Consider the following 19,772-nt stretch of genomic DNA (forward strand, 5'->3'; position numbering starts at 1 on the left):
AGATACAGGCATTATGGCAGACAACACACGGGCTTTGATGGAGGAGCTACTGGCCGAGATGGAAGAACGCCGCAAGCGCATCGTTGCTGGTGGGGGGCCGGAACGGCTAAAAAAACAACACGAAGCCGGCAAGATGACCGCCCGTGAACGCATCGAATACCTGCTCGACCCAGATAGCTTTGTTGAGCTGCAGCCCTTTGCCGAACACCCCGAAAGCGAGCTGATGCGTGGGGTTCAGGCACCCGCCGATGGGGTGGTTACCGGTTATGGTCAGATTGGGGGCCGCACGGTTTTCGTTTTTAGTCAGGACTTCACTGTGCTAGGCGGGAGCCTGGGCAAAACCCACGGGCAAAAAATCGCCCACCTCATGGATATGGCTGCCAAAGTAGGCGCGCCCATCATCGGCCTCAACGACTCGGCAGGGGCGCGCATCCAGGAGGGCGTGGACAGTCTTTCGGGCTATGGCGAGGTGTTCTACCGCAACGCCATCTACTCCGGGGTGGTGCCGCAAATCTCGGCCATTCTGGGGCCTTGTGCCGGGGGGGCTGTGTACAGCCCGGCCCTTACCGATTTTGTGCTGATGAGCAAAGGCAAAAGCTACATGTTCATCACCGGGCCGGAGGTGATCAAGAGTGTGACCCGCGAGGAGGTCACCTTCGAAGAACTGGGGGGCTCGGAGGTTCACACCACCAAGTCGGGCGTAGCCCACCTCGAGTGCGAGGGCGACCAGGGGGTGCTGGACACCATCAAAAAACTCCTGGTATACCTGCCGCAAAATGCTAGAGAAAAACCCCCCATACGGGAAAACAACGATTCCAAACAGCGCAAAACCCCGGAGCTTTTGAATCTAGTTCATCCCGACCCACGCCGCCCCTACAGCATGCACCAGATCATCGAGACCATCGTGGACGAGGGGGTGTTTTTGGAGCTGCACCCCCAGTTTGCTAAAAACATCATCGTGGGCTTTGCCCACCTGGGGGGCCAGAGTGTGGGGATTGTCGCCAACAACCCCCGCTTCATGGCCGGTGCGCTGGACATCAACGCCTCGGACAAGGCGGCCCGTTTTATTCGCACCTGCGATAGCTTCAACATTCCCATCCTGACCCTGGTGGACGTTACGGGCTTTTTGCCGGGCGTAGCCCAGGAACACCAGGGCATCATCCGCCACGGGGCCAAGATGCTCTACGCCTACGCCGAGGCCACCGTGCCCAAAATCACCCTGATTACCCGCAAGAGCTATGGCGGGGCTTACCTGGCCATGAACTCCCGCGACATGGGGGCCGATGTGGTGCTGGCCTGGCCCACCGGAGCGGTAGCGGTGATGGGGGCGGAGGGGGCCGCCAACATCATCTACCGCAAGGAAATCCAGTCCTCACCCGACCCCGCGGCGACGCGCCAGGCCAAAATTGCCGAGTACAAGAAAGCCTTCGACAACCCCTATGTGGCGGCCAGCCGGGGCTATATTGACGATGTGATTGACCCTGCCGATACCCGCCGGCTCCTGATACGGCACCTCGAGATGCTCTCCAGCAAGCAAGAGCAGCGGCCCTACAAGAAGCACGGGAACATCCCGCTGTAGCGCTACCTCGAGCGCTGCATCCGCCCCTGGGGGCGGCCTGACAACACCTGGTCGAAGCTGCTGCGGGCGCGGGCCTTCATGGCCTCGATCGCACCCCAGTTGGGCTGGCGCTGGGTAAGCACCGCCCTAGCCAGCAGATCGGGGTCGCCGGGCAGGTCTACGTACACCGCCCCGGCGTCGCGGCAGAAGCCGGCCACCTTGGGGTCGTAGGCGATGCCGGCAAAGGGTGTTCCGGCCGCCGCCGCCAGGATGGCCCCGTGCAGGCGCACCGAGATCACATAACCGGCCTGGGCCAGCAGGTAGCTCACCCGGCGCGGATCCCAGGCCAGCTCACGGGTGAAGCTGCTGAACCTTTCCAGCACCGGTTCATCGAAGCCCGGTTGCAGGGCCAGAACCACCACCTCGAGGCCCTCCACCCGCAGCCGGTCGGCCAGCTTGTGCAGGTTGGTGTTGGCCTCCTCGGTGCCGTACTTGGGTACCAGCACCACCATGTTGGGCTCGCGCTCCACCGGGGGCACCGGCAGGAGCAAAGCCGGGTCGGCCCCCAGGTGTACCTCCAGACCCAGGCTGCGCCCATACTCGAGCGAGCCCTCGTCCCGAAAAAAGCAGGGCACCCCCCGCAGGGCCCGCCGCACCCGTCCTTCGCCGCGCTTGCTCAGGGGGCCCAGGGACTGGTTGAACACGTACACAGCCTTGCCCCGCCGCCGGGCCAGGCCCATCATGGTCAGGTAGTACCACAGGCTCAGGCCAGAGGTTTTGTCCTGCAGCAAACCCCCACCGCCCGATAAAAGCAGGTCGATCTGGCCTAGGGCCTTCCAGACCTCGAGGGGGTGGGTGCGTTTGACGGCTTCCACCCCGTAGCGCTGCGCGGTTTCGGCGGGGTTGTTGGAAAACACCACGGCCTGGTGCCCACGGGCCCGCACCTCTTGCACAATGGCCTCGAGGATGGCCTCGTCACCCGCATTCTGAAAGCCGTAATAGCCGCTAACCCCGACGCGCATAAACCCTCCCTTTCATCTTGGCATGGCCGGGCATCAGATGCTTCTACCTGAGCCACCATTCGCGCAGGCGGCGGAGTACCCAGACCCCCACCAGGCCCAGCAACAGGCCGATGAGAATTCCGTTCAACACTCGGAAAAAAGAGATGCTCAAAGGGGTGTGGTAGTGGGAAAAAGTGTTCAGGATGGAACCCATACCCACCGCCACCAGCACCAGCAACGCATTCCTCATCCAGGTCGGCCAGGGCAGCAGCAGGGCCATAGGGGCCAGGGCATGGGCAAAAATCTCTTTGAAACGAGGGCGTACCATTACGTCTTGCAAGAAGGCCCTGAGCTGCAATTCCCACTCCGGCACGATGGAGGGAGCGGCGTCGTTGCCGCGCCGTAAGACGGCCAGGGCCACCACCGCCAGGCCCAGCAGCACGAGAACCGCTTCGCCCAGCTTAAATTGGTAGTTGTAGAGGAAGTTCAGAACAGGCTTGTAGTTGCTGGGCAAGAACGAGAGGGCCACCAAAAGGGGTGGCACCACCAGGGTCAGGGAGACCCCCCGGAAAGGCTCCAGGCCCAGCACGCTCTGGGGGGTGCTACCCAGCGCGGCCAGAAAGACCACCCCGGCCAGGGAGTAAAGCACCGCAGCCAGCCACAAGCGCAGGCCGGTTAGATGGCGCTCGAGGAAGCCCAGGGCCGGGAAAACCATGGCGGCCAGCAGAGGGGCCGCGTCCCCCCGGGCCACTCCCAGGGCCAACAGCACCAGCAGCACAACCACCGGTACACCGAAGGGTTGTGGCAGCCCATTGGCCAGCAAAACCAGACCCGCTACGATGCCCAAAAGGGCGATGTAGCGAAATGGCGAGGGTGTAAAGTCGCGGGCCGAGGGCTTGCCAATGGGGATACCGGAACGCTCCAGATCGCGCCGCAGGAAGCTCAGGAAGGCCTGGGTATCACCCGGTTCCCGGTAGGGCCGCAGGTAGAGCAACTGGTGTCCGCGCTCGCGGGCCGCCAGCACAAACTTATCGGCGGTCTCGGCAGGGGTGAGCTTGTCCTGCCACTCCGGGCGGATGCTAAAAAGCCGTTTGACCGGCAGGGTCTGGGCGAGCTGGGTGAATCCCCGCTGGGGGGTGCCCTCGATCCAGGCGATGGGCTTGCCCCGCAGTCCGGCTGCGACGGCCTCGAGGTGATCCTTATAGCCCAGCGCATCCAGCCCCGCAAACGCCACCGCGTCGGCTTCGGGGGGCACCAGCTCCACATCGTAGGTGCGGTAGGGGTGGTCAAAGGGCCGGGCCACAATGTAAAAGCCCTGGGCCTTTAGCTCGCGGGCCAGGGCCTGGTCGTAGCCAGCCGGGAAAAACTCCACGTTTACCGGGGTCGCCAGCCAGGTTTGGGTTCCGATCAGCACCCGCTCGGTGGGGATATTCCAGCGGGCCACCATGGCATCCAGCAAGGCCGGCGGGCCTGCCAGGTAAAACCATCCCGGCTTAATCTGAGCATTGGGGTAGATCAATTGCAGGGTGTTGGCGGGGTGGTAGGTGAGCACCCCCCGGTTCACCCAGTTGCGCACCGGCTGTTCATAGAGCGCCACCCCCTCCACCCCCAGGGCGCGGTACTCCTCCATGAGTTGGAGGAAGGTCTTGCCGACAAAACGGGCCTGCTCAGTAACTTCCTCACCGTCCATCACCAGCACCACCGGCCCGGGCCGTTCGGCCTGCATCCGGGGCAGCAAGGCCGGTAGGCTCAACACCACCGAGAGCAAAATGATGGCTCTGAGAACTGAATGAAAGTTCATAGGCTTCCTCCATGACCCACCCGCCTGTCCTGCACCAGGCTGCGCACCCGCGCGGTCAGCATGGCCAAGGCCTCCTGGTTATGCCCCCCGTGGGGGATGATCACGTCGGCGTAGCGTTTGGAGGGCTCTACAAAAGACAGGTGCATGGGGCGAACCTGCTCGAGGTACTGCGCTATAACGCTCTCCACAGTGCGCCCACGCTCAACAATATCGCGCTGCAAACGCCGAATAAAGCGCACATCGGCATCGGTATCCACAAACACCTTGAGGTTCATCTCGGCTCGCAGGGTGGCATCCACCAGCAGCATAATGCCCTCGAGCACCACCACCGGCGCAGGCTTTACCAGTATGGTTTCGTGCGAGCGCGTGTATTCCTTGAACGAGTAGACCGGAACCGCCACCGGCTGGCCCGCCACGATCTGGCGGATGTGCTTAAGGTAGAGCTCGAGGTCGAAGGCATCGGGATGGTCGTAGCTTTGTTTAAGGCGCTCCTCAAAAGGTAAATGCGCGTTGTCTTTGTAGTAGTTGTCCATCGGCAATAAGGCCACGTGCTCCGGCCCTACCGCTCTCATCACCGCCTCGGTTACGGTGGTTTTGCCGCTACCGGTTCCACCGGCAATTCCAATCACAAAAGCCCGACTCACAAAGCCAATCATACGCTCTGCAACCGGGCCTGGGTAGGCTCGAGCGGCCAGGTCTTTTGCAATTTCGCAGATTTGTTAGAGTATACGGCGGAATGGTGGTAATCACCGGAGAGATTCTCGTTGAGCTCACAGGTCGCAACGCCTTATCGAAAGCCACGCTCTCCTACAGTGGGGTGCTGGGGGGAGCAGCCCTCAACACCGCCACCATTCTGGCCCGCCTCGGGGTGCCAACGCGGTTTGTGGGCGAGCTCGGGCAGGATTTTTTGGGCGACTGGGCCCTGGCCCGTATTGCTGAGCACAAGATCGAAACCCGCTTTATCCAGCAACTTCCGGAGGTGGCCACCCCTTTACGACTGGCCGAGCTGGCCCCCCAGGGCGACGCCCGGTTGAGCTTTTATCGTACTTTTGGCACGAGTCGCTTCAGTCCGGATTGTGCAGCCATGGCCCGGGCCAGGTGGTTTCATTTTGGCTCGCCATCGGCCTTTGACCCGCGCAACATCCCGGGCCTCCAAAGTCTGCTGGAGATCGCCCTCGAGTTCGACGTGCCGGTGAGTTTCGACCTCAACCTGCACGCCCCTCCCAGCGACGCATACTGGGAGCAATTGCTGGGCTATATGCCGTATGTTTCAGTGCTGAAGGCCAGCCTGAACGACGCCCGGCAGATCTTCCCTCAGGTGCCCGATGAGCCCCAGGTTCTGCTCGAGCACCTGGTCGAACTTGGCGCCCCGGTTACAGTGCTCACCCTGGGGGCCGGCGGGGCCATGGCCGCTTTCCGCACCCGGATGACGCGGGTTCCCTCGGTGCGGGTAGCCGTGGTCGATACCGTGGGGGCGGGCGATGCCTTTATGGCCGGGCTCATCTACAGCATGATGAAGCAAGACATTGGCTCGAGGATGGAACTCCTGACCTGGGATGGCACCCAGCTGCCGGTCATTCTGGCCGCCTCCTGCCACCTCGCCGCCATCACCTGCACAGTGGAGGGGGCCAGCCCCCCCGAGCAGCCCCTACAGGCCTGGTGGGAGCGTTTTGGTTAGGGTGGCTGCTTCGGTCGGGTTGGTTCACCGCCTTCCGGTGCCGAACTAACCGAATCTGGTATCAGAACAACCCCGGACGTCCAGCCGGGGTTGTGTGAACAGGGGTATAGAAACCTTCTAGACTCGCGCCACCGAGCGGCTGTCCTTGACCGTGGCATGGCCGATGGCCTTTTCGTTCCCCTCCACCTCAAAGGCGTGGAGCTTGCTGGTGTCCACCAGGAGTTCCACCGTGTCGCCGGTGCGCACCAGGGCGTGACCATCCACCTTGGCGGTCATCATATGCCCGGCCACATCCGCGTGTACCTCGGTATCGGCCCCCAGCGGCTCGACCACCTCAACCCTTCCCTTAATCACGTTCTCGCCTTCGGGAACGGTGGTCCAGCCCTTAAGGCCGATGTGCTCGGGGCGGATGCCCATCCAGACTTCCTTGCCGTTGTAGGGCATCAGGCTGGCCCCCAGGGTCTGATTGGCCTTGACCTTGAAGCCCTCGCCCACGAAGTAGGCGTTGCCGCCCTCGACCTGCACCCTCGTGCGGATGAAGTTCATGGAAGGAGAGCCAATGAAGCCCGCCACAAACTTGGTCTCGGGGAAGTCGTAGAGGTTGAGGGGGGTGTCCACCTGCAAGACCTCGCCGTCTTTCATCACCACGATGCGCTGGCCCAGGGTCATGGCCTCGACCTGGTCGTGGGTCACGTAGATGGTGGTCACCCCTAAGCGGCGCTGGAGCTTGGAGATTTCGGCCCGCATCTCTACGCGCAGCTTGGCGTCGAGGTTGGAAAGGGGCTCGTCGAACAGGAACACCTTGGGCTCGCGCACGATGGCCCGGCCCATGGCCACCCGCTGGCGCTGACCACCCGATAGTTCGCGGGGTTTGCGGTTTAGCAAATGGTCAATTTTGATGATGCGGGCCGCCTCTTTGACCCGGCGGTCGATTTCATCTCTGGGTACCCGGCGCAACCGCAGGCCAAAGGCCATGTTCTCGTAGACGTTCATATGGGGGTAGAGGGCGTAGTTCTGAAAGACCATGGCGATGTCACGGTCTTTGGGAGGCACGTCGTTGACCAGGCGGTCGCCGATGTAGAGCTTGCCCTCGGTGATATCCTCCAGGCCGGCAATCATGCGCAGGGTGGTGGTCTTGCCGCAGCCCGAGGGGCCTACAAACACCACGAACTCGCCGTCCTCGGTCTCCAGGTTGAAGTCCTTGACCGCCGTCACCTTGCCGTACCGCTTATAAATGTGCTCCAGTCGGATTTTTGCCATTATCGGCCTCCAATCTGATGCCAGGCCCTTATCGGGCTTGGCACGTACCGCGCTCCCACGCTGTGAGACCTCGCCCTAGCGAGCCCATCGGGGATTCATCTGGTACGGGGTCAGTTTACCCAGTTTGCACAGCCAACTTCAATACCTGGCGCGACGCTTACACCCAGGGTCTTGAAGCAGCGCAGCTAGTCGCCAGCCGGGCTGGCCTGCTTGCTTTTTAGCTGCTGCACCACCAGCTCAGAGATATCCAGCACCCTGGGGGCCTGGCCTTCGGCTTCCTGGGCGGTCTCGAGGTTCATCATCTGCATGCAGAAGGGACAGCCCACCGCGATGGTCTCGGCCCCGGTGCCCCTAAGCTCGCGGTAGCGGTTGGTAGAGACCCGCTCGAAGCCGGGCTCCTCTTCCTTCCAGAACTGGGCCCCACCCGCCCCACAGCAGAAGCTGTTGGTGCCGTGGCGTGGGGGTTCTTTCAGGGCCAATCCGGCGGCCTGGATGACCTGGCGGGGCTCCTGCAGCACCCCGTTGTGCCGGCCCAGGTAGCAGGGGTCGTGGTAGGTGACCGCCCCGCTCATGGGAAGGAGCTCGAGCCGCTTAGCATCAATCAGCTCGGCGATAAACTCGGTGTGGTGCTTGACGGTGTACCGGCCGCCAAAGTCTTTGTACTCGTTGGCCAGGGTGTGGAAGCAGTGGGGGCAGGTGGTCACGATGGTCTTGGGCTTATCCGCCATGACCGCGTTCAAAGTCTCCACATTTTCGGTGGCCAGCTGCATGAACAAGAACTCGTTGCCGGCCCGCCGGGCCGCATCCCCCGTGCATTTTTCCTGCTTGCCCAGCACCGCCCAGCTCGTGCCGGACTCGTGCAGAATTTCCGCGAAGGCTCGAGCGGTCTTCTGCGCGCGGGGGTCGTAGGATGGGGCGCAGCCTACCCAGTAGAGCACATCGGCCTCGGGGTTCTCGCTCACGGTCTTGACCGGGAACGGCAGCCCTTCGGCCCAGGCCAGGCGCTTATCGGCCCCCAGGTTCCAGGGGTTGCCGTTGCGCTCCATGCCCTTGAAGGCGTTGTTGAGCTGGGTGGGGAAGGCCCCCTGCATCATCACCTGCTCACGCCGCAGATCCAGGAGGTGCAGCATGGGTTCGTTGCCCACCGGGCAGACCTCCACACAGGCGTTGCAGGTGGTGCAGGCCCAGAGGGCCTCTTCGTTCAGGGCGAAGGAGAGAAGCGGGCGGGGGCTCTCCTCTCCCGCGGCAAAAGCCGGCAGGATCTGGTTGAGCTCGTAGCGCTCGTTGATGATCAGGGCCGAGGGCGAGAGGGCCTTGCCGGTGGTGTAGGCCGGGCAGACCTCCTGGCAGCGGTTGCACATGATGCAGCTATAGGCATCCAGCAGGCGGGGCCAGGTGAAGTCCTCCAGCTTGGCGACCCCGAACTTCTCCAGTTTTTCCAGCTCTTCGAAGTCCTTGGCAATGGGCAGCAGGGCCCCCGGCTTCTCCTTTTTGAAGGCCAGGTTGAGGGGGGCCAAAAACAGGTGGATGTGCTTGGAGCGGGCAAAGTAAGGGATGAAGACCAGGATGGAACCGATGGCAAACCACCAGAAGAGGTGCTCGAGGACGATCAGCTGGTCTACATCCACCCACAAAAACAGGTTGCTGGCCAGGCTGGCTACCGGCTGGAAGGGGTCGGGGCCGTACTCGAGGTTGGCGGCCTGGGCGGCCTTGTGCAGCAGGCGGCTGCCCACGTGGAAGAGAATAAAACCGCCCACAATGGCGCTGTCGGTGGGGATTCCCTCGCGCACCCGCTCGTGCAGGGGGGTCTTCTCGTTCCAGCTAAAGGTTCTGCGCCCCGCCTTCGAGTAGCGCCGAATAAGCAGGCCGGCAATGCCGACCAGGATGAGGGCGGTGAGGATGTCGGCCACCAGGTTGTAGCCGTTCCAGAAGCCCCCCCGGGCCTTGAAGGGGAAGAAGCCCTCGAGCACGTCCACCAGGTTCACGCTCAGGTAAAACACGAAGCCGTAGAACACAAAAGCGTGCAACAGGCTCACCAGCGGCCGTTTCTTGAAGACGGTCTGCATGGTGAGGGTCTGCCACAAAGCTCGGCCCGCTCGAGCCGGCAGGTTGTCGAAACGGTCTTCCGGCTGGCCCCGGCGGATGGCCCTGTAGACGCGGTACAGCGCCCCCCCGCCAAAATACAGCGAGGCCAGCACCAGGAGCAAAAAGAGGATTTTCTCAGGGGTGGTTAGCATGAGACTCCCTTCCGGTAGAAAATTGTACTGGGTATAAGTTTAGAGGTCGCCTCCGTGGATATCAAGTCTGGGGGCTCCGATGCCTCCCATCGTACAATGCAGGGCGATGAGTACCTTCGTGCTGGCCTGGCTGTTGTTGCTGGTGTTTGCGGCTTTCAACAACTACATCATCTACCGGCTCCTGCGGGAGCGCAACCGCACCGACCTGATGTGGATTAGTGCAGTCGCCACGGTCATCCCGGTGGCGCTTTTTGCCCTGTGGCCGGGGGCGCTAACCCTGATGTCGTTCCCGCTTTTGCAGAGCATCGGGATGCTGCTGATCATGCGCCTGGCACAGCGGCAGCCCTAGCGCGGCTGGGCCAGCACCACCGCCCAGGCATGGCCAACCCTGGAAAGCCCGGCGCCGGCCTCGGTGTAGTGGGGGTTCATGATGGCCCGGCAGTGCACCGGGGAACGCAACCACCAGCGCACGGCCCGCGCCGGGTCGCTGTTACGGCCCTTGAAGATGATTTCCGACATGCGCAGGTAACCGTAACCGGCCCTGGCAACCCGCACCCGCGGCCCCACCCCCTGGAAGTAGTGCGACATAAAGCCGTAACGCCCCATGTTGAGGGCATGCTTCTTGGCGGCCAGGGCCAGGGTTGCGTTATGACTCAAGGGGGGTAGCCGGACACCACCACCCCCCCCACGGCAGACCACCCCTCGAGCCCGCGCATCATTAAGCAGGGAGAGAATTTGCGCCTCGAGCTGGGCAGTGGATTGCGCCATGGCCACCGAACAGCTCAAAACAATGAGCACCCAGCTCGCCTTTCCCATAAAATTGCCCAGAGCTTACCACTCCACCGCCCCCGCGAGCAACCAGGGGGTTATACCAGGGCAAAGCTGACAAAGGCAAAGAGAATGCCCAAGACCGCACCTACGGCCACCTCGAGGTAGGTGTGGCCCAGCAGCTCCTTGAGCGGCTCAGGCCGCGGGCCGTGTGCAAAAACCGCACGAAACTCCTCGAACAGATCGTTCAGGCGTGCGGCATGCAGCCCGGCCGCCCGGCGAATGCCGGTGGCGTCGTACATCACGATGATAGCCAGCACCACCGCAATGGCAAAAAAGGCGCTGCCCACCCCCTCAGTAATGCCCACCCCCGTGGCCAAAGCGGCCACCGTCGCGGAGTGGGAGGAGGGCATGCCCCCGGTCTCGGCCAGACGCTCCCACTCCCAGCGGCGCTCCACCCAATAGTAGATAAACAGCTTGAGGAGCTGGGCAAAAACACTGGCCAGAATGGCCGTCCAGAGCACCTGGTTAGAGAGCAACTCACCCATAGTCAGCGCTACCTGCTAGATTCTACCCTCATAGGGTTAGCGCGCTGTCTGCAACCGCTCGCCCATGGGTCTGGCCCGCCGGCGCATAGCCGCCATCACCGTGTTATAAAGCAGCATCGCCACCGTCATGGGGCCCACACCACCGGGCACCGGGGTCAGCGCCGAGGCCACAGCCGCCACCCCAGGGGCCACATCCCCCACCAGGATGTCGCGGCCTTTTTCGTTCTGGCCCACACGGTTGATGCCCACATCCACCACCACTGCGCCCGGCCGCACCATCTCGGGTGTGATGAGACCGGCTTTCCCCACCGCCGCCACCAGGATATCGGCCCTGCGACAAACTGCGGCCAGGTCTTGGGTGCGCGAGTGGGCTATGGTCACGGTGGCGTGTTCTCGTAACATCAGCGCAGCCAGGGGCTTACCCACCAGGTTGCTGCGCCCCACAATCACCACTTCCTTGCCGGCGAGGGGAATCTGGTAGTGCTTCAGGATGCGCATGATCCCAGCCGGTGTGCACGACTCCAGGGCCTCCAACCCCATCCACATCCGCCCGGCATTGACCGGGGTCAGGCCGTCTACGTCCTTCTGGGGATCGATGGCTTCCAGTACCGCGTTGAAGTCCACCTGCTTGGGCACCGGCGACTGCACCAGGATACCGTCCACCTGGGGGTCGGCGTTGAGCTGGGCGATGTGAGCCAACAACTCCTCTTGTGAGGTACTTTCGGGAAACACGTCCACCTGGCTGGAAAGTCCGAGTCTTTTGGCCTGCCGATCCTTTAAACGCACGTAGGCCACCGAGGCCGGATCATCCCCCAGTCGCACCACCCGCAGGTGGGGCACGTAGGGTAAGGTAGCGAGCAGGGCTTGCAACTCCTGATAAACCGCCTCGGCGACGGGAGGGCCGGATAGTTCTAGCATGGCGCACCTCGAGGTCGAAAAAAAGATTTTGCTATGCAAGCGGCCTAGTCGCTCTTGGCTACCGCCGATAGCTCACCCGCTTCAATACGCTTGAGCAAACGGGCCAAAACCCCATTGACAAAGCGTCCAGAGTCCTCACCGCCGTAGCGCTTGGCGATTTTGACCGCCACCTCGATCAAAGGGGCGTAGGGCGTGGGCTCAAAGAGCATCTCATAGGTCGCCAGGCGCAAAACCGCCAGGTCGGTTTTAGCCATCTGGCTGAAGCTCCACCCCTCAATGGTACTGGCCAGTGCTTCATTCACCGTTTGCTCTTGCGCTGCATAGCCCTGCACCAGGCGCTGGGCGAACAAGAGCCCCTCGCGATCGAGCACATCGGCCTCCTGGTCAGCCTCCTCGGGTTCGACCTCCTGGGTGGCATGCTGCCAGGCGGCCTCGAGCGGAACCCCGCCCACAGCGTGCTCAAACAGCACCTTAAAGGCCAGCTCACGCGCTTTACGCCGCATGCGACCCCCGGCTCCAGCAGCACAGATCACAGCTTAGGTCAACGCGCACGAAGCGCCCGGCAAAAAACACGCTAGGCTGCATGGGGCTCCTTATACTCCACAGCCACCACCGTAACGTTGACCGCCTTAACCTTGAGGCCCGTGGAGGCTATTAAAACATCACCCACGGTTCGCTGGGCCTCCTTGGCCGCTTCAATTACGGATTTGCCGTAATCCACGCACACGTTAAGATCCACTACCAGGGTATCCCCTTCACGCTCCACGCGCACCGGGCGTGAGCGCCGCCCCGAGAGCATCTCGCCCACACTCCGGCTACCTGCCTGGGCCAGGCGCAGTCCTTTTTGCCCCTCCAGGGCCAGCGTGACCAGGCTGACCAGGGCCGATTCGGAAAGGTCGTAGTCCACCATGCCCGTAGTTTACCTGCTTGTGAGCCTCGAGCGCACCCACCCCCAGAAAGCAGTTCGGACAGGCAGACCCCCAATCTTCAATACGGCAGCGGCCAGGTGCGGAAGTAGTCCCGTATGCGGCCCCACAAGCCCACCAACCCCCTGGGTTCCAGAATCAGGAACAGGAGAATTAGCACGCCAAAGGCCACGCTGCGCCAGGCCGAGAGCTGGGCCACGTACTGCGGCCCGAAAGCCCCGGCCATCACGCTCAAAATTTCGGGAATCAAGACGATGAACAAAGCCCCCAGAACCGCACCCAGCACCGTTCCGGCCCCGCCCACGATCACGATGGCCAGGTACTGGATGCTAAAGGCCAGCACGAAGTTCTCAGGGGTCACCGCTCCAATCAGGTGCATCAAGATGCCGCCGGCAATGCCTCCGTAGAAGGCCGAAAGGGCAAAAGCCGTGAGCTTGGAGCGCACCAGATCTACACCGGAGAGCTGGGCCGAGAGGTCGTTGTCCCGCACGGCGAACCAGGCCCGGCCCGCCCGGGTGGAGAGCAGGCGCTTGGCGTAGAAGAACATGGGGATGGCAAAGGCCAGGCCCAGGTAGAAGACCACCCGGTCGTCGGCCAGAGGCAGCCCCAGGAAGGTGGCCTCGGCCGGCAGGGTGCGGCCCGCCACACCTCCGGTGAACCCCGTCCAGCGCTTGAAGACGTAGTCGGCCAGTAACTGGAAGGCCAGGGTGGCGATGGCCAGGTAGACCCCCTTGATGCGCAACGAGGGGATACCCAGCACGATGCCAATCAGCGCGGCCACCAGCCCGCCGGCCAGGATACCTAAGGGGGCCAGGTCGCCCGTGAGGTGGCTCGAGACATAGGCACCCACCCCCACAAAGGCAGCCTGGCCCAGCGAGATCTGGCCCGCGCCCCCCACCAGCAGGTGCAGGCCCAGGCCGGCCAGGGCCGCTATCAGAATCTGGGTGGTGACAAATAGGGGGTACGGCGGCAGCAGCAAAGGCAGGGCCAGCACGCCTACGATCGCCACGGCCAGCCAGAAGCGCCCCTGCGGGGTGCTGGCATAGGCCTCATCCTGGCGATAGTCTTCGCGTACCGTGCGAGAAAAGCGGCGACTAAAGGCATCGGTTAGGGTCTGACTCAGGCGGTACATCGGGGGTCTCCTCTTCTCTACGCTTGTACCTTGGGTTCTTCTACCGGCCTGCCCACATCGGCAATCCGCACCTCGGCCTCGAGGGTGCCCTGGCCCTCGAGGTAGCGGATGGGCAGCGTCAGCTTTACCTTTTTGGAGCCATCGTACAGCGCGGCCAAAAGTGCGGCGTAGCGCGACTCCACCGTGCCCCGCTTGACCTTGCGGGTGCGGGTTATTTCTTCGTCGTCGGCGTGCAGCTCCTTGGGCAAAACGGCGAAGCGGCGCACCCTGAGCTCCTCGGGCAGGCTCTCGCAGGCCATCCTGATCTCCTGGGCAATGAGCTCGTAAACCTGGGGGTTGGAGGTCAGGCTCTGGTAGGTGGTAAAGACAATCCCGCGCTTGCGCGCCCAGTTCTGGGTGTTCTCGGGGTCAAGCTCAATCAGGGCCGTTACAAACGGCTTACCGTGGCCGATCACCACAGCCTCGCGGATGTATGGTGAGTATTTGAGGCGGTTCTCCAGGAACTGCGGTGCAAAACGGGTGCCATCGGCCAGGGCCCCCACCTCCTTGAGCCGGCCCAGCAGCACCAGATGACCGTTTTCGTTGAAGAAACCCGCATCACCGGTGCGGAACCAGCCGTCCTCGGTGAAGGTTTCCCGGGTGGCGGCCTCGTTCTTGAAGTACCCCGCGAACACCTGCCCGCCCTTGACCTGGATCTCGCCATCCTCGGCGATGCGCACCTGGGTATTGGGTAGGGGCTTGCCCACCGTCTCGGGCGGGGTGTCGCCGGGCAGGTGGGCCACGCTGGTGGCCGCGGTCTCGGACTGGCCGTAGACCTGGCGGATATCCACCCCCAGGGCGCGGAAAAAGGTGAAGACCTCGGGGCCCAGCGGGGCACCCCCCGTAGCGGCGATGCGGCAGGCCGCCAGCCCCATGCGGGCCCGGAGCGGGCGGGCCACCAGCGGGTAGGCCAGGGCCCGGGCCAGGTTCAGCCCAAAGCCGATGGGTTCTTTGCGGAACTCGCGCTGGGCGCACTCGAGCAGCACCCCCATCCCCCAGCGGTACACCGCTTTCTTAAGCCCATCGGCGTCCTCCATCCGGCTGCGCACGATGGCCGCGGCATCCTCCCACAGCCTTGCCGGGGCCAGATAAAAGTCGGGCTGCACCTCTTTGACGTCCTCGCGCACGGTGATGACATCCTCGGGGAAGTGCACCACCGTACCGTCGGTGAGGTTGCGCACCACCGTGAGCATCTGCTCGCCGATCCAGGGCAGCGGCAGGTACGAAAACACCCACTCCCCGCCGCGGATGCTGATGGTCTGGCGGCCCGCCTCGGCCCCGGCAATCAGCTGGGCGTGGGTCAGCATGGCCAGCTTGCTGCGGGCGGTGGTGCCGGAGGTGGGCGCCAACAGCGCCACCGTATCGGGTTTGACCTGGGCTTGCGCGGCCCGCATAGCCTGGCGGTTTTTCTCGCTCTGGCCCAGCCCCAGCACGCTGCTAAAGGGCCGTATCCGCTCGTTCCAGTACTTGCTCATGCCGGCCTCTTCCCAGACCAGCACAAACCCGAGCTTGTCCAGGTGGGGCAGCACCTTATCCAGTTGTTCTTCGTCCGAGACCACGATGCCCGCGCACTCGGAAAACTCGATAAAGTAGCCCACCTCCTCCGGCATGGCGTCGGCGTAGATGCCCATGGGCATGGCCCCCACGGTCTGGGCGGCCAGCTCGGCGATGACCCATTCCGGAGCGTTCTGGCCCAGGATGGCCAGCACCCCTCCGGGCTTCAGGCCGAGCTCCAAGAGGCCCCCTGCCAGGCACTCGACCTTTTCTTTGAGCTGGGCCCAGGAGGTGGTCTCCCATACCCCCAGGCGCTTGACCCGCATGGCAGGGGCATTGGGCTTGGTCTGGGCGTGATGGGCCAGGAATTCAATCAGGGTCTGACTCATGCACTCCTCCCCAGATAGGCTTCGGCCACGCGGGGGTTCTCCCGCACCCCCGCCGGGGCCCCCTGGTACAAAACCTCCCCGTAGGACATCACCAAAACCCCGGTGGAAAGCTCCAGCACGGCCCTGAGATCGTGCTCCACCAGCACCAGCGTGACGCCCCACTCGCGCCGGGCGTCCAGCAGGAAACGGGCCAGATCCTGCTTTTCCTCCAGGCTCAGCCCAGCCATGGGCTCATCCAGGAGCAGCAGCTTGGGCCGTCCAGCCAGGGCTCGAGCCACCTCCACCCGCTTTTGCAGGCCGTAGGGCAGGGCCCCGGCGGGCACGTGGCGGTACGGCGAGAGGTGCAGGTAGTCCAGCACCTCTTCGGCGTGGTGGCGAATCTTCCATTCGATCTGGGCTTTGGGCACCAGGTCGGTGTAGCCGCCCACGGCCAGCTCGGCCCCCAGCTTGACGTTGTCCAGCACGGTCATACCGCGGAAGAGCTCGAGGTTCTGGAAGGTGCGCCCCAGCCCCTTGCGCACCCGCTGCTGGGGGCTCTGGCCGGCCAGATCCTCACCCAGAAACACCACCCGGCCCTGCTGGGGCCTGTACAGCCCCGACAGCACATTAAGCAGGCTGGTCTTACCCGCGCCGTTGGGGCCAATCACCGCGAAAAGGTCGCCTTCCGACACGCTAAAACTTACGCCCACCAGCGCTTTGACGCCCCGGAAGGAGAGGTGCAGGTCGTGGGCCTCGAGCAGGGTTTTAGACATGGCGGGCCTCCTTGTCGTAAGCCGGTGGCACGGGAAGGATGGGCGGAAGTTTCACACCGGCCCCCCCGCTTACCACGCACCTTTTTCTCGAGACTATACCCATCGCTTTCTCCTCCGATACCGCTTGGCCTCTGCGAAACCTCCGGCCACCGCACCCCCTAAGTAAAACTCCATCACGTCGGCATCGGCCTGGGCTTCTTTGGCGGTGCCCTCAAAGACCACCCGGCCCTGCTCCATCACATAAACCCGCTCCACGATGGAGAAAGCCGCCCGCGCATTCTGCTCCACCAGCACCAAAGTAAGGCCCTTGTCGCGGCGCAACTCGTCCAGCACCCGCATGACCTCCTCGGTCAGCTTGGGCGAAAGGCCCAGGCTGGGCTCGTCCACCACCAGAATCCGGGGCTCGGTGAGGAGGGCCATGCCCAAGAGAAGCATCTGCTGCTCGCCGCCCGAAAGGTAGCCCCCCTGCTCGAAGCGGCGCTCATAGAGGCGGGGAAAGCGGGTAAAAATCTCGTCGGTCAGCTCTTTCTGGCGCTGCGGGGTTAGTTTGTGCCCCGCGGCCCGCAGGTTTTCGGTCACGGTGAGGTAGCGAAAGATGGGGCGGCCCTCGAGGATGGCGGTGAGGCCCAGGCCGGCTACTTTGAGGGCAGGCAGGTGCTGGGTTTCCTGACCATTGATGACAATCTTGCCGTCCAGCACCCGCCCGTCGTACTGGGGTAGCAACCCCGAGATGGCCCGCACCAGGGTGCTTTTGCCCGCGCCGTTGGGCCCCAGCAGCGCCACCGCCTCGCCCGCCCCGGCCCGCATGCTCACACCCTGCAAGGCCAGGATGACCCCCCGGTAAACCACTTTTAGGTTCTCAACGTTAATTTCGGCCATTCAAACACTCCTTGGTTAGGGGGATGCCCTCCCTTCACACCCGCTCGATGCGGTGCTGACCAAACAGGCCATACGGGCGGAACAGCAACACCAAGAGCACGATCAGGAAGGGGATGGCCTGGGTGATGCCCGGCAGGAGGGACTCGAGGTAAAGCTGCGAGAAGGCCTCGATCAAGCCGATGAATAAGCCCGCCACCACCGCGCCCGGCACCGAGTCGAAGCCCCCCAGGATGGCCACCGGAAAGACAATCAGCCCGAGCAGAATAAGGTGATGCCCGGGGCCACCCCCCCCTGCGGCCCCGGCCAGAAAGGCCCCGCCAATGGTGGCCATCACCGCCGAGAGGCCCCAGGCCACCGCCACCACCCGCGGCGCATTGATGCCCATGGCCAGCGCAGCGGTCTCACTCTCCGAGACCGCCCGCAGCAGCACCCCATAACGGCTATATTTGAGCGCCACAACCAGCAAAAGGGCCAGAGGCAAGGCCAGAACCAGACTCCACACCGCTTTGGAGGAGAGGAACACACCCCCCAGGCTGAAGGCCAGGTTGGGCATCTCCTTGGGCAGCTGAAAAACATCCGCAGCCCCCATGGCCTTCTGGTCGGGGCCCCACAGAAGAAGGGTGGCCCCGTCGAGGGCGGCCGCCAGGCCAATGGTCGCCATAACCACCGCCACCACGTTGCGCCCCAGAAGGGGCCGCACAAACCCCCGCTCCACCAGCAGCCCAAAGATAAAGGCCGGCGGTAAGGCCAGCAAAAGCGCTAGCAACAGCGGAAAAAAAAGCGACATGGTGTAGGTCAGGTAGGCGCCGATGAGCATGAACTCCGCAATAGCAAAGTTGACCACGCTGGTCGCACGGTACACCAGGACAAACCCGGAGGCGATCACCGCGTACAGTGCACCGTTGGCCAGACCGTTGAAAGCGGTTTGGATGACAAGGGCCAGATCCATGTTTTCCTTTACGGCTGGCTCGAGGGCGCGGCCAACCTTCGGCCAGCCCTCGAGCCCCCAAAGCAGCTTAGAGTTTTGAACCGTCCACCCAGTCGGTGATGGCATCAAAGCGGCCATCGCGCACATTGGCCCGCCAGAGCTTGGTAAAGGGCAGGCGGTGGTTGACCCAGCGCATATTGCGCGCCTGGCCGCCGGCGTTGTAATCGCCCAGGTTCTCCAGGGCCTCAATCAGGCCGGGGCGGGTCAGCCTGCCCGCCGCATGCGCCCGGCGCATGGCCTCGGCAACTGCATCCAACACCATCCAGGTGCCCATGTAGTAGGTGGTGCGGTAGGAAAGATCCCGCCCCTTGGCCCGGCGCAAAGCCCGGATCTGCTCCACCGCCGACACCGTGGTGTCGTAGTAGTAGGCGTTGTGGTAGGTCACAATGAAGCCATCGGCCGCCGCCCCGGCCCGTTGCATCAGGGCCAGCTCCGCCGAGTAGTAGGTGCCCATGAAGGTAGCCCGGATGCCTTGCTCACGGGCGGCCCGTACCACCAGCGGCTCCACGGTGAGCACGTAGCCTTGCATAATCACGAAGTCGGGCTGGGTCTGGCGCAGCTTGGTTACGATGGGGGTGGCATCGGCGATGGCCAGGGGTGTGACCTCTTCCCCCACGATCTGGAAGCCCAGCTTACCCGCACGATCCTTTATGAAGGGAATCGGGTCGCGGCCGAACTCAGAGTTGGAGTAACAGAGGAAAATCTTGGCTCCACGCCCTCTTTGCAACCGAATCTGCTGCAGCAAGGCTCCAGCCATATCGTTGTAGGTGGGGCCAAAGACGAAGATGGTGGGGTAGGTGTTGGGATCGGCCAGCTCGTTGGAGAAGGAAGTGGCCGAGTAGGGCAGGCGCAAGCGGGTGATCTCGGGGGCCAGGGCCTTGGAAGTACCGGTGGAGTCACCGTAGACAAACACCAGCTCCTCCGGGCTTTCCCGCTGAACGATCCGGTTGAAAGCAGCCGTGGCACGGGCCACATCGTAGCCGCTGTCCTCCACCACCAGCTCAAGACGCCGCCCGCCGATGCCACCGGCATCGTTGATCCGGTCGGCGGCATCGCGGAAGCCCTCCAGGCCTGCGTTACCGGCAAAAGCAAAAGCGCCCGTAAGGGGGAGGATGGCCGCGAACTTGACTGGCCGGGCCTGGGCACGGGCGATCATCCAGGGACTGTACACAGCAGAAGCAGCTAGACCAGCTTTAAGTACTTGCCGACGGTTCATCTTCATGCGCTTCCTCCTTGAGAGCAACTTCGGTTGTGTTGTGCACCTAGAATACTATGACCCCTCGAGTTTTGTGTACCCGGTTCAAAACCACCTGGCTTATGACGTCCACCAAATGGTCTAGCACAGCAGTGCGCCAGGATAAGCCCCTTTTCTCCTGCAGAGGCTATTGAACACACGGGGCCAGA

19 protein-coding genes are annotated in these 19,772 nt (G+C 63.3%); 3 read left to right on the forward strand and 16 right to left on the reverse strand.

What is annotated here, in order from left to right; all coding sequences use genetic code 11:
- The first annotated feature begins 13 nt into the window (after nucleotides 1-13).
- Nucleotides 14-1,579 (forward strand): acyl-CoA carboxylase subunit beta, encoded by a 1,566-nt coding sequence (locus MTAI_RS10060; protein WP_027888694.1) that lies wholly within the window; start codon nucleotides 14-16, stop codon nucleotides 1,577-1,579.
- Between the two features lie 2 nt (nucleotides 1,580-1,581).
- Here MTAI_RS10060 and csaB read toward each other — a convergent pair whose 3' ends face one another.
- From csaB to udk, 3 genes are read right to left on the reverse strand one after another with little or no spacing between them, the layout of a single operon-like run.
- Nucleotides 1,582-2,580, reverse strand: coding sequence for a polysaccharide pyruvyl transferase CsaB (gene csaB, locus MTAI_RS10065; protein ID WP_027888693.1), 999 nt, complete (start codon nucleotides 2,578-2,580; stop codon nucleotides 1,582-1,584).
- A 43-nt stretch (nucleotides 2,581-2,623) separates the two neighbouring features.
- Complete coding sequence (locus MTAI_RS10070; protein WP_027888692.1) at nucleotides 2,624-4,360, reverse strand: DUF5693 family protein; 1,737 nt, start codon at nucleotides 4,358-4,360, stop codon at nucleotides 2,624-2,626.
- Nucleotides 4,357-5,016 carry a uridine kinase gene (gene udk, locus MTAI_RS10075; protein WP_027888691.1) on the reverse strand — a complete coding sequence of 220 codons (660 nt, stop codon included), beginning with the start codon at nucleotides 5,014-5,016 and terminating at the stop codon, nucleotides 4,357-4,359. Before udk ends, MTAI_RS10070 begins: the two co-directional genes overlap by 4 nt.
- 80 nt (nucleotides 5,017-5,096) lie before the next feature.
- Here udk and MTAI_RS10080 point away from each other — a divergent pair, with 80 nt between their 5' ends.
- The gene (locus MTAI_RS10080; RefSeq protein WP_027888690.1) at nucleotides 5,097-6,038 is read left to right on the forward strand and encodes a carbohydrate kinase family protein; all 942 of its coding nucleotides are present in this window, start codon (nucleotides 5,097-5,099) and stop codon (nucleotides 6,036-6,038) included.
- A 117-nt stretch (nucleotides 6,039-6,155) separates the two neighbouring features.
- Here MTAI_RS10080 and MTAI_RS10085 read toward each other — a convergent pair whose 3' ends face one another.
- Together MTAI_RS10085 and MTAI_RS10090 are read right to left on the reverse strand one after the other, a co-directional pair.
- Nucleotides 6,156-7,298: an ABC transporter ATP-binding protein gene (locus MTAI_RS10085; RefSeq protein ID WP_027888689.1), complete on the reverse strand. Its 1,143-nt coding sequence runs from the start codon at nucleotides 7,296-7,298 to the stop codon at nucleotides 6,156-6,158.
- Nucleotides 7,299-7,483: 185 nt separating this feature from the next.
- Nucleotides 7,484-9,535, reverse strand: coding sequence for a (Fe-S)-binding protein (locus MTAI_RS10090; RefSeq protein WP_027888688.1), 2,052 nt, complete (start codon nucleotides 9,533-9,535; stop codon nucleotides 7,484-7,486).
- A 106-nt stretch (nucleotides 9,536-9,641) separates the two neighbouring features.
- Here MTAI_RS10090 and MTAI_RS10095 point away from each other — a divergent pair, with 106 nt between their 5' ends.
- Nucleotides 9,642-9,884 (forward strand): hypothetical protein, encoded by a 243-nt coding sequence (locus tag MTAI_RS10095; RefSeq protein ID WP_027888687.1) that lies wholly within the window; start codon nucleotides 9,642-9,644, stop codon nucleotides 9,882-9,884.
- Here MTAI_RS10095 and MTAI_RS10100 read toward each other — a convergent pair.
- From MTAI_RS10100 to MTAI_RS10150, 11 genes are all read right to left on the reverse strand, one after another.
- Nucleotides 9,881-10,351: a CAP domain-containing protein gene (locus MTAI_RS10100; RefSeq protein WP_027888686.1), complete on the reverse strand. Its 471-nt coding sequence runs from the start codon at nucleotides 10,349-10,351 to the stop codon at nucleotides 9,881-9,883. The genes MTAI_RS10095 and MTAI_RS10100 overlap by 4 nt on opposite strands.
- 50 nt (nucleotides 10,352-10,401) lie before the next feature.
- Entirely contained in the window at nucleotides 10,402-10,851 is a 450-nt protein-coding gene (locus MTAI_RS10105; protein ID WP_027888685.1) for a divergent PAP2 family protein, read from the reverse strand.
- A 36-nt stretch (nucleotides 10,852-10,887) separates the two neighbouring features.
- Complete coding sequence (gene folD, locus MTAI_RS10110; RefSeq protein WP_027888684.1) at nucleotides 10,888-11,769, reverse strand: bifunctional methylenetetrahydrofolate dehydrogenase/methenyltetrahydrofolate cyclohydrolase FolD; 882 nt, start codon at nucleotides 11,767-11,769, stop codon at nucleotides 10,888-10,890.
- 44 nt (nucleotides 11,770-11,813) lie between these two features.
- Complete coding sequence (gene nusB / locus MTAI_RS10115) at nucleotides 11,814-12,272, reverse strand: transcription antitermination factor NusB (protein WP_027888683.1); 459 nt, start codon at nucleotides 12,270-12,272, stop codon at nucleotides 11,814-11,816.
- A gap of 71 nt (nucleotides 12,273-12,343) precedes the next feature.
- On the reverse strand, nucleotides 12,344-12,679 hold the full coding sequence (locus tag MTAI_RS10120) for an Asp23/Gls24 family envelope stress response protein (RefSeq protein ID WP_027888682.1): 336 nt from the start codon (nucleotides 12,677-12,679) through the stop codon (nucleotides 12,344-12,346).
- Nucleotides 12,680-12,756: 77 nt separating this feature from the next.
- Nucleotides 12,757-13,827, reverse strand: coding sequence for a branched-chain amino acid ABC transporter permease (locus MTAI_RS10125; RefSeq protein ID WP_027888681.1), 1,071 nt, complete (start codon nucleotides 13,825-13,827; stop codon nucleotides 12,757-12,759).
- A gap of 17 nt (nucleotides 13,828-13,844) precedes the next feature.
- Nucleotides 13,845-15,749, reverse strand: coding sequence for an AMP-binding protein (locus MTAI_RS10130; RefSeq protein ID WP_027888680.1), 1,905 nt, complete (start codon nucleotides 15,747-15,749; stop codon nucleotides 13,845-13,847).
- Nucleotides 15,746-16,501: an ABC transporter ATP-binding protein gene (locus MTAI_RS10135; RefSeq protein ID WP_027888679.1), complete on the reverse strand. Its 756-nt coding sequence runs from the start codon at nucleotides 16,499-16,501 to the stop codon at nucleotides 15,746-15,748. Before MTAI_RS10135 ends, MTAI_RS10130 begins: the two co-directional genes overlap by 4 nt.
- 93 nt (nucleotides 16,502-16,594) lie before the next feature.
- Nucleotides 16,595-17,380, reverse strand: coding sequence for an ABC transporter ATP-binding protein (locus tag MTAI_RS10140; RefSeq protein WP_027888678.1), 786 nt, complete (start codon nucleotides 17,378-17,380; stop codon nucleotides 16,595-16,597).
- A gap of 34 nt (nucleotides 17,381-17,414) precedes the next feature.
- Nucleotides 17,415-18,329: a branched-chain amino acid ABC transporter permease gene (locus MTAI_RS10145; protein ID WP_036197439.1), complete on the reverse strand. Its 915-nt coding sequence runs from the start codon at nucleotides 18,327-18,329 to the stop codon at nucleotides 17,415-17,417.
- Nucleotides 18,330-18,396: 67 nt separating this feature from the next.
- Entirely contained in the window at nucleotides 18,397-19,584 is a 1,188-nt protein-coding gene (locus MTAI_RS10150) for an ABC transporter substrate-binding protein (RefSeq protein ID WP_027888676.1), read from the reverse strand.
- Nucleotides 19,585-19,772 lie beyond the last annotated feature (188 nt).

The sequence above is a fragment of the Meiothermus taiwanensis WR-220 genome (genome assembly GCF_003568585.1).
In the GTDB taxonomy this organism is placed as follows: domain Bacteria; phylum Deinococcota; class Deinococci; order Deinococcales; family Thermaceae; genus Meiothermus; species Meiothermus taiwanensis.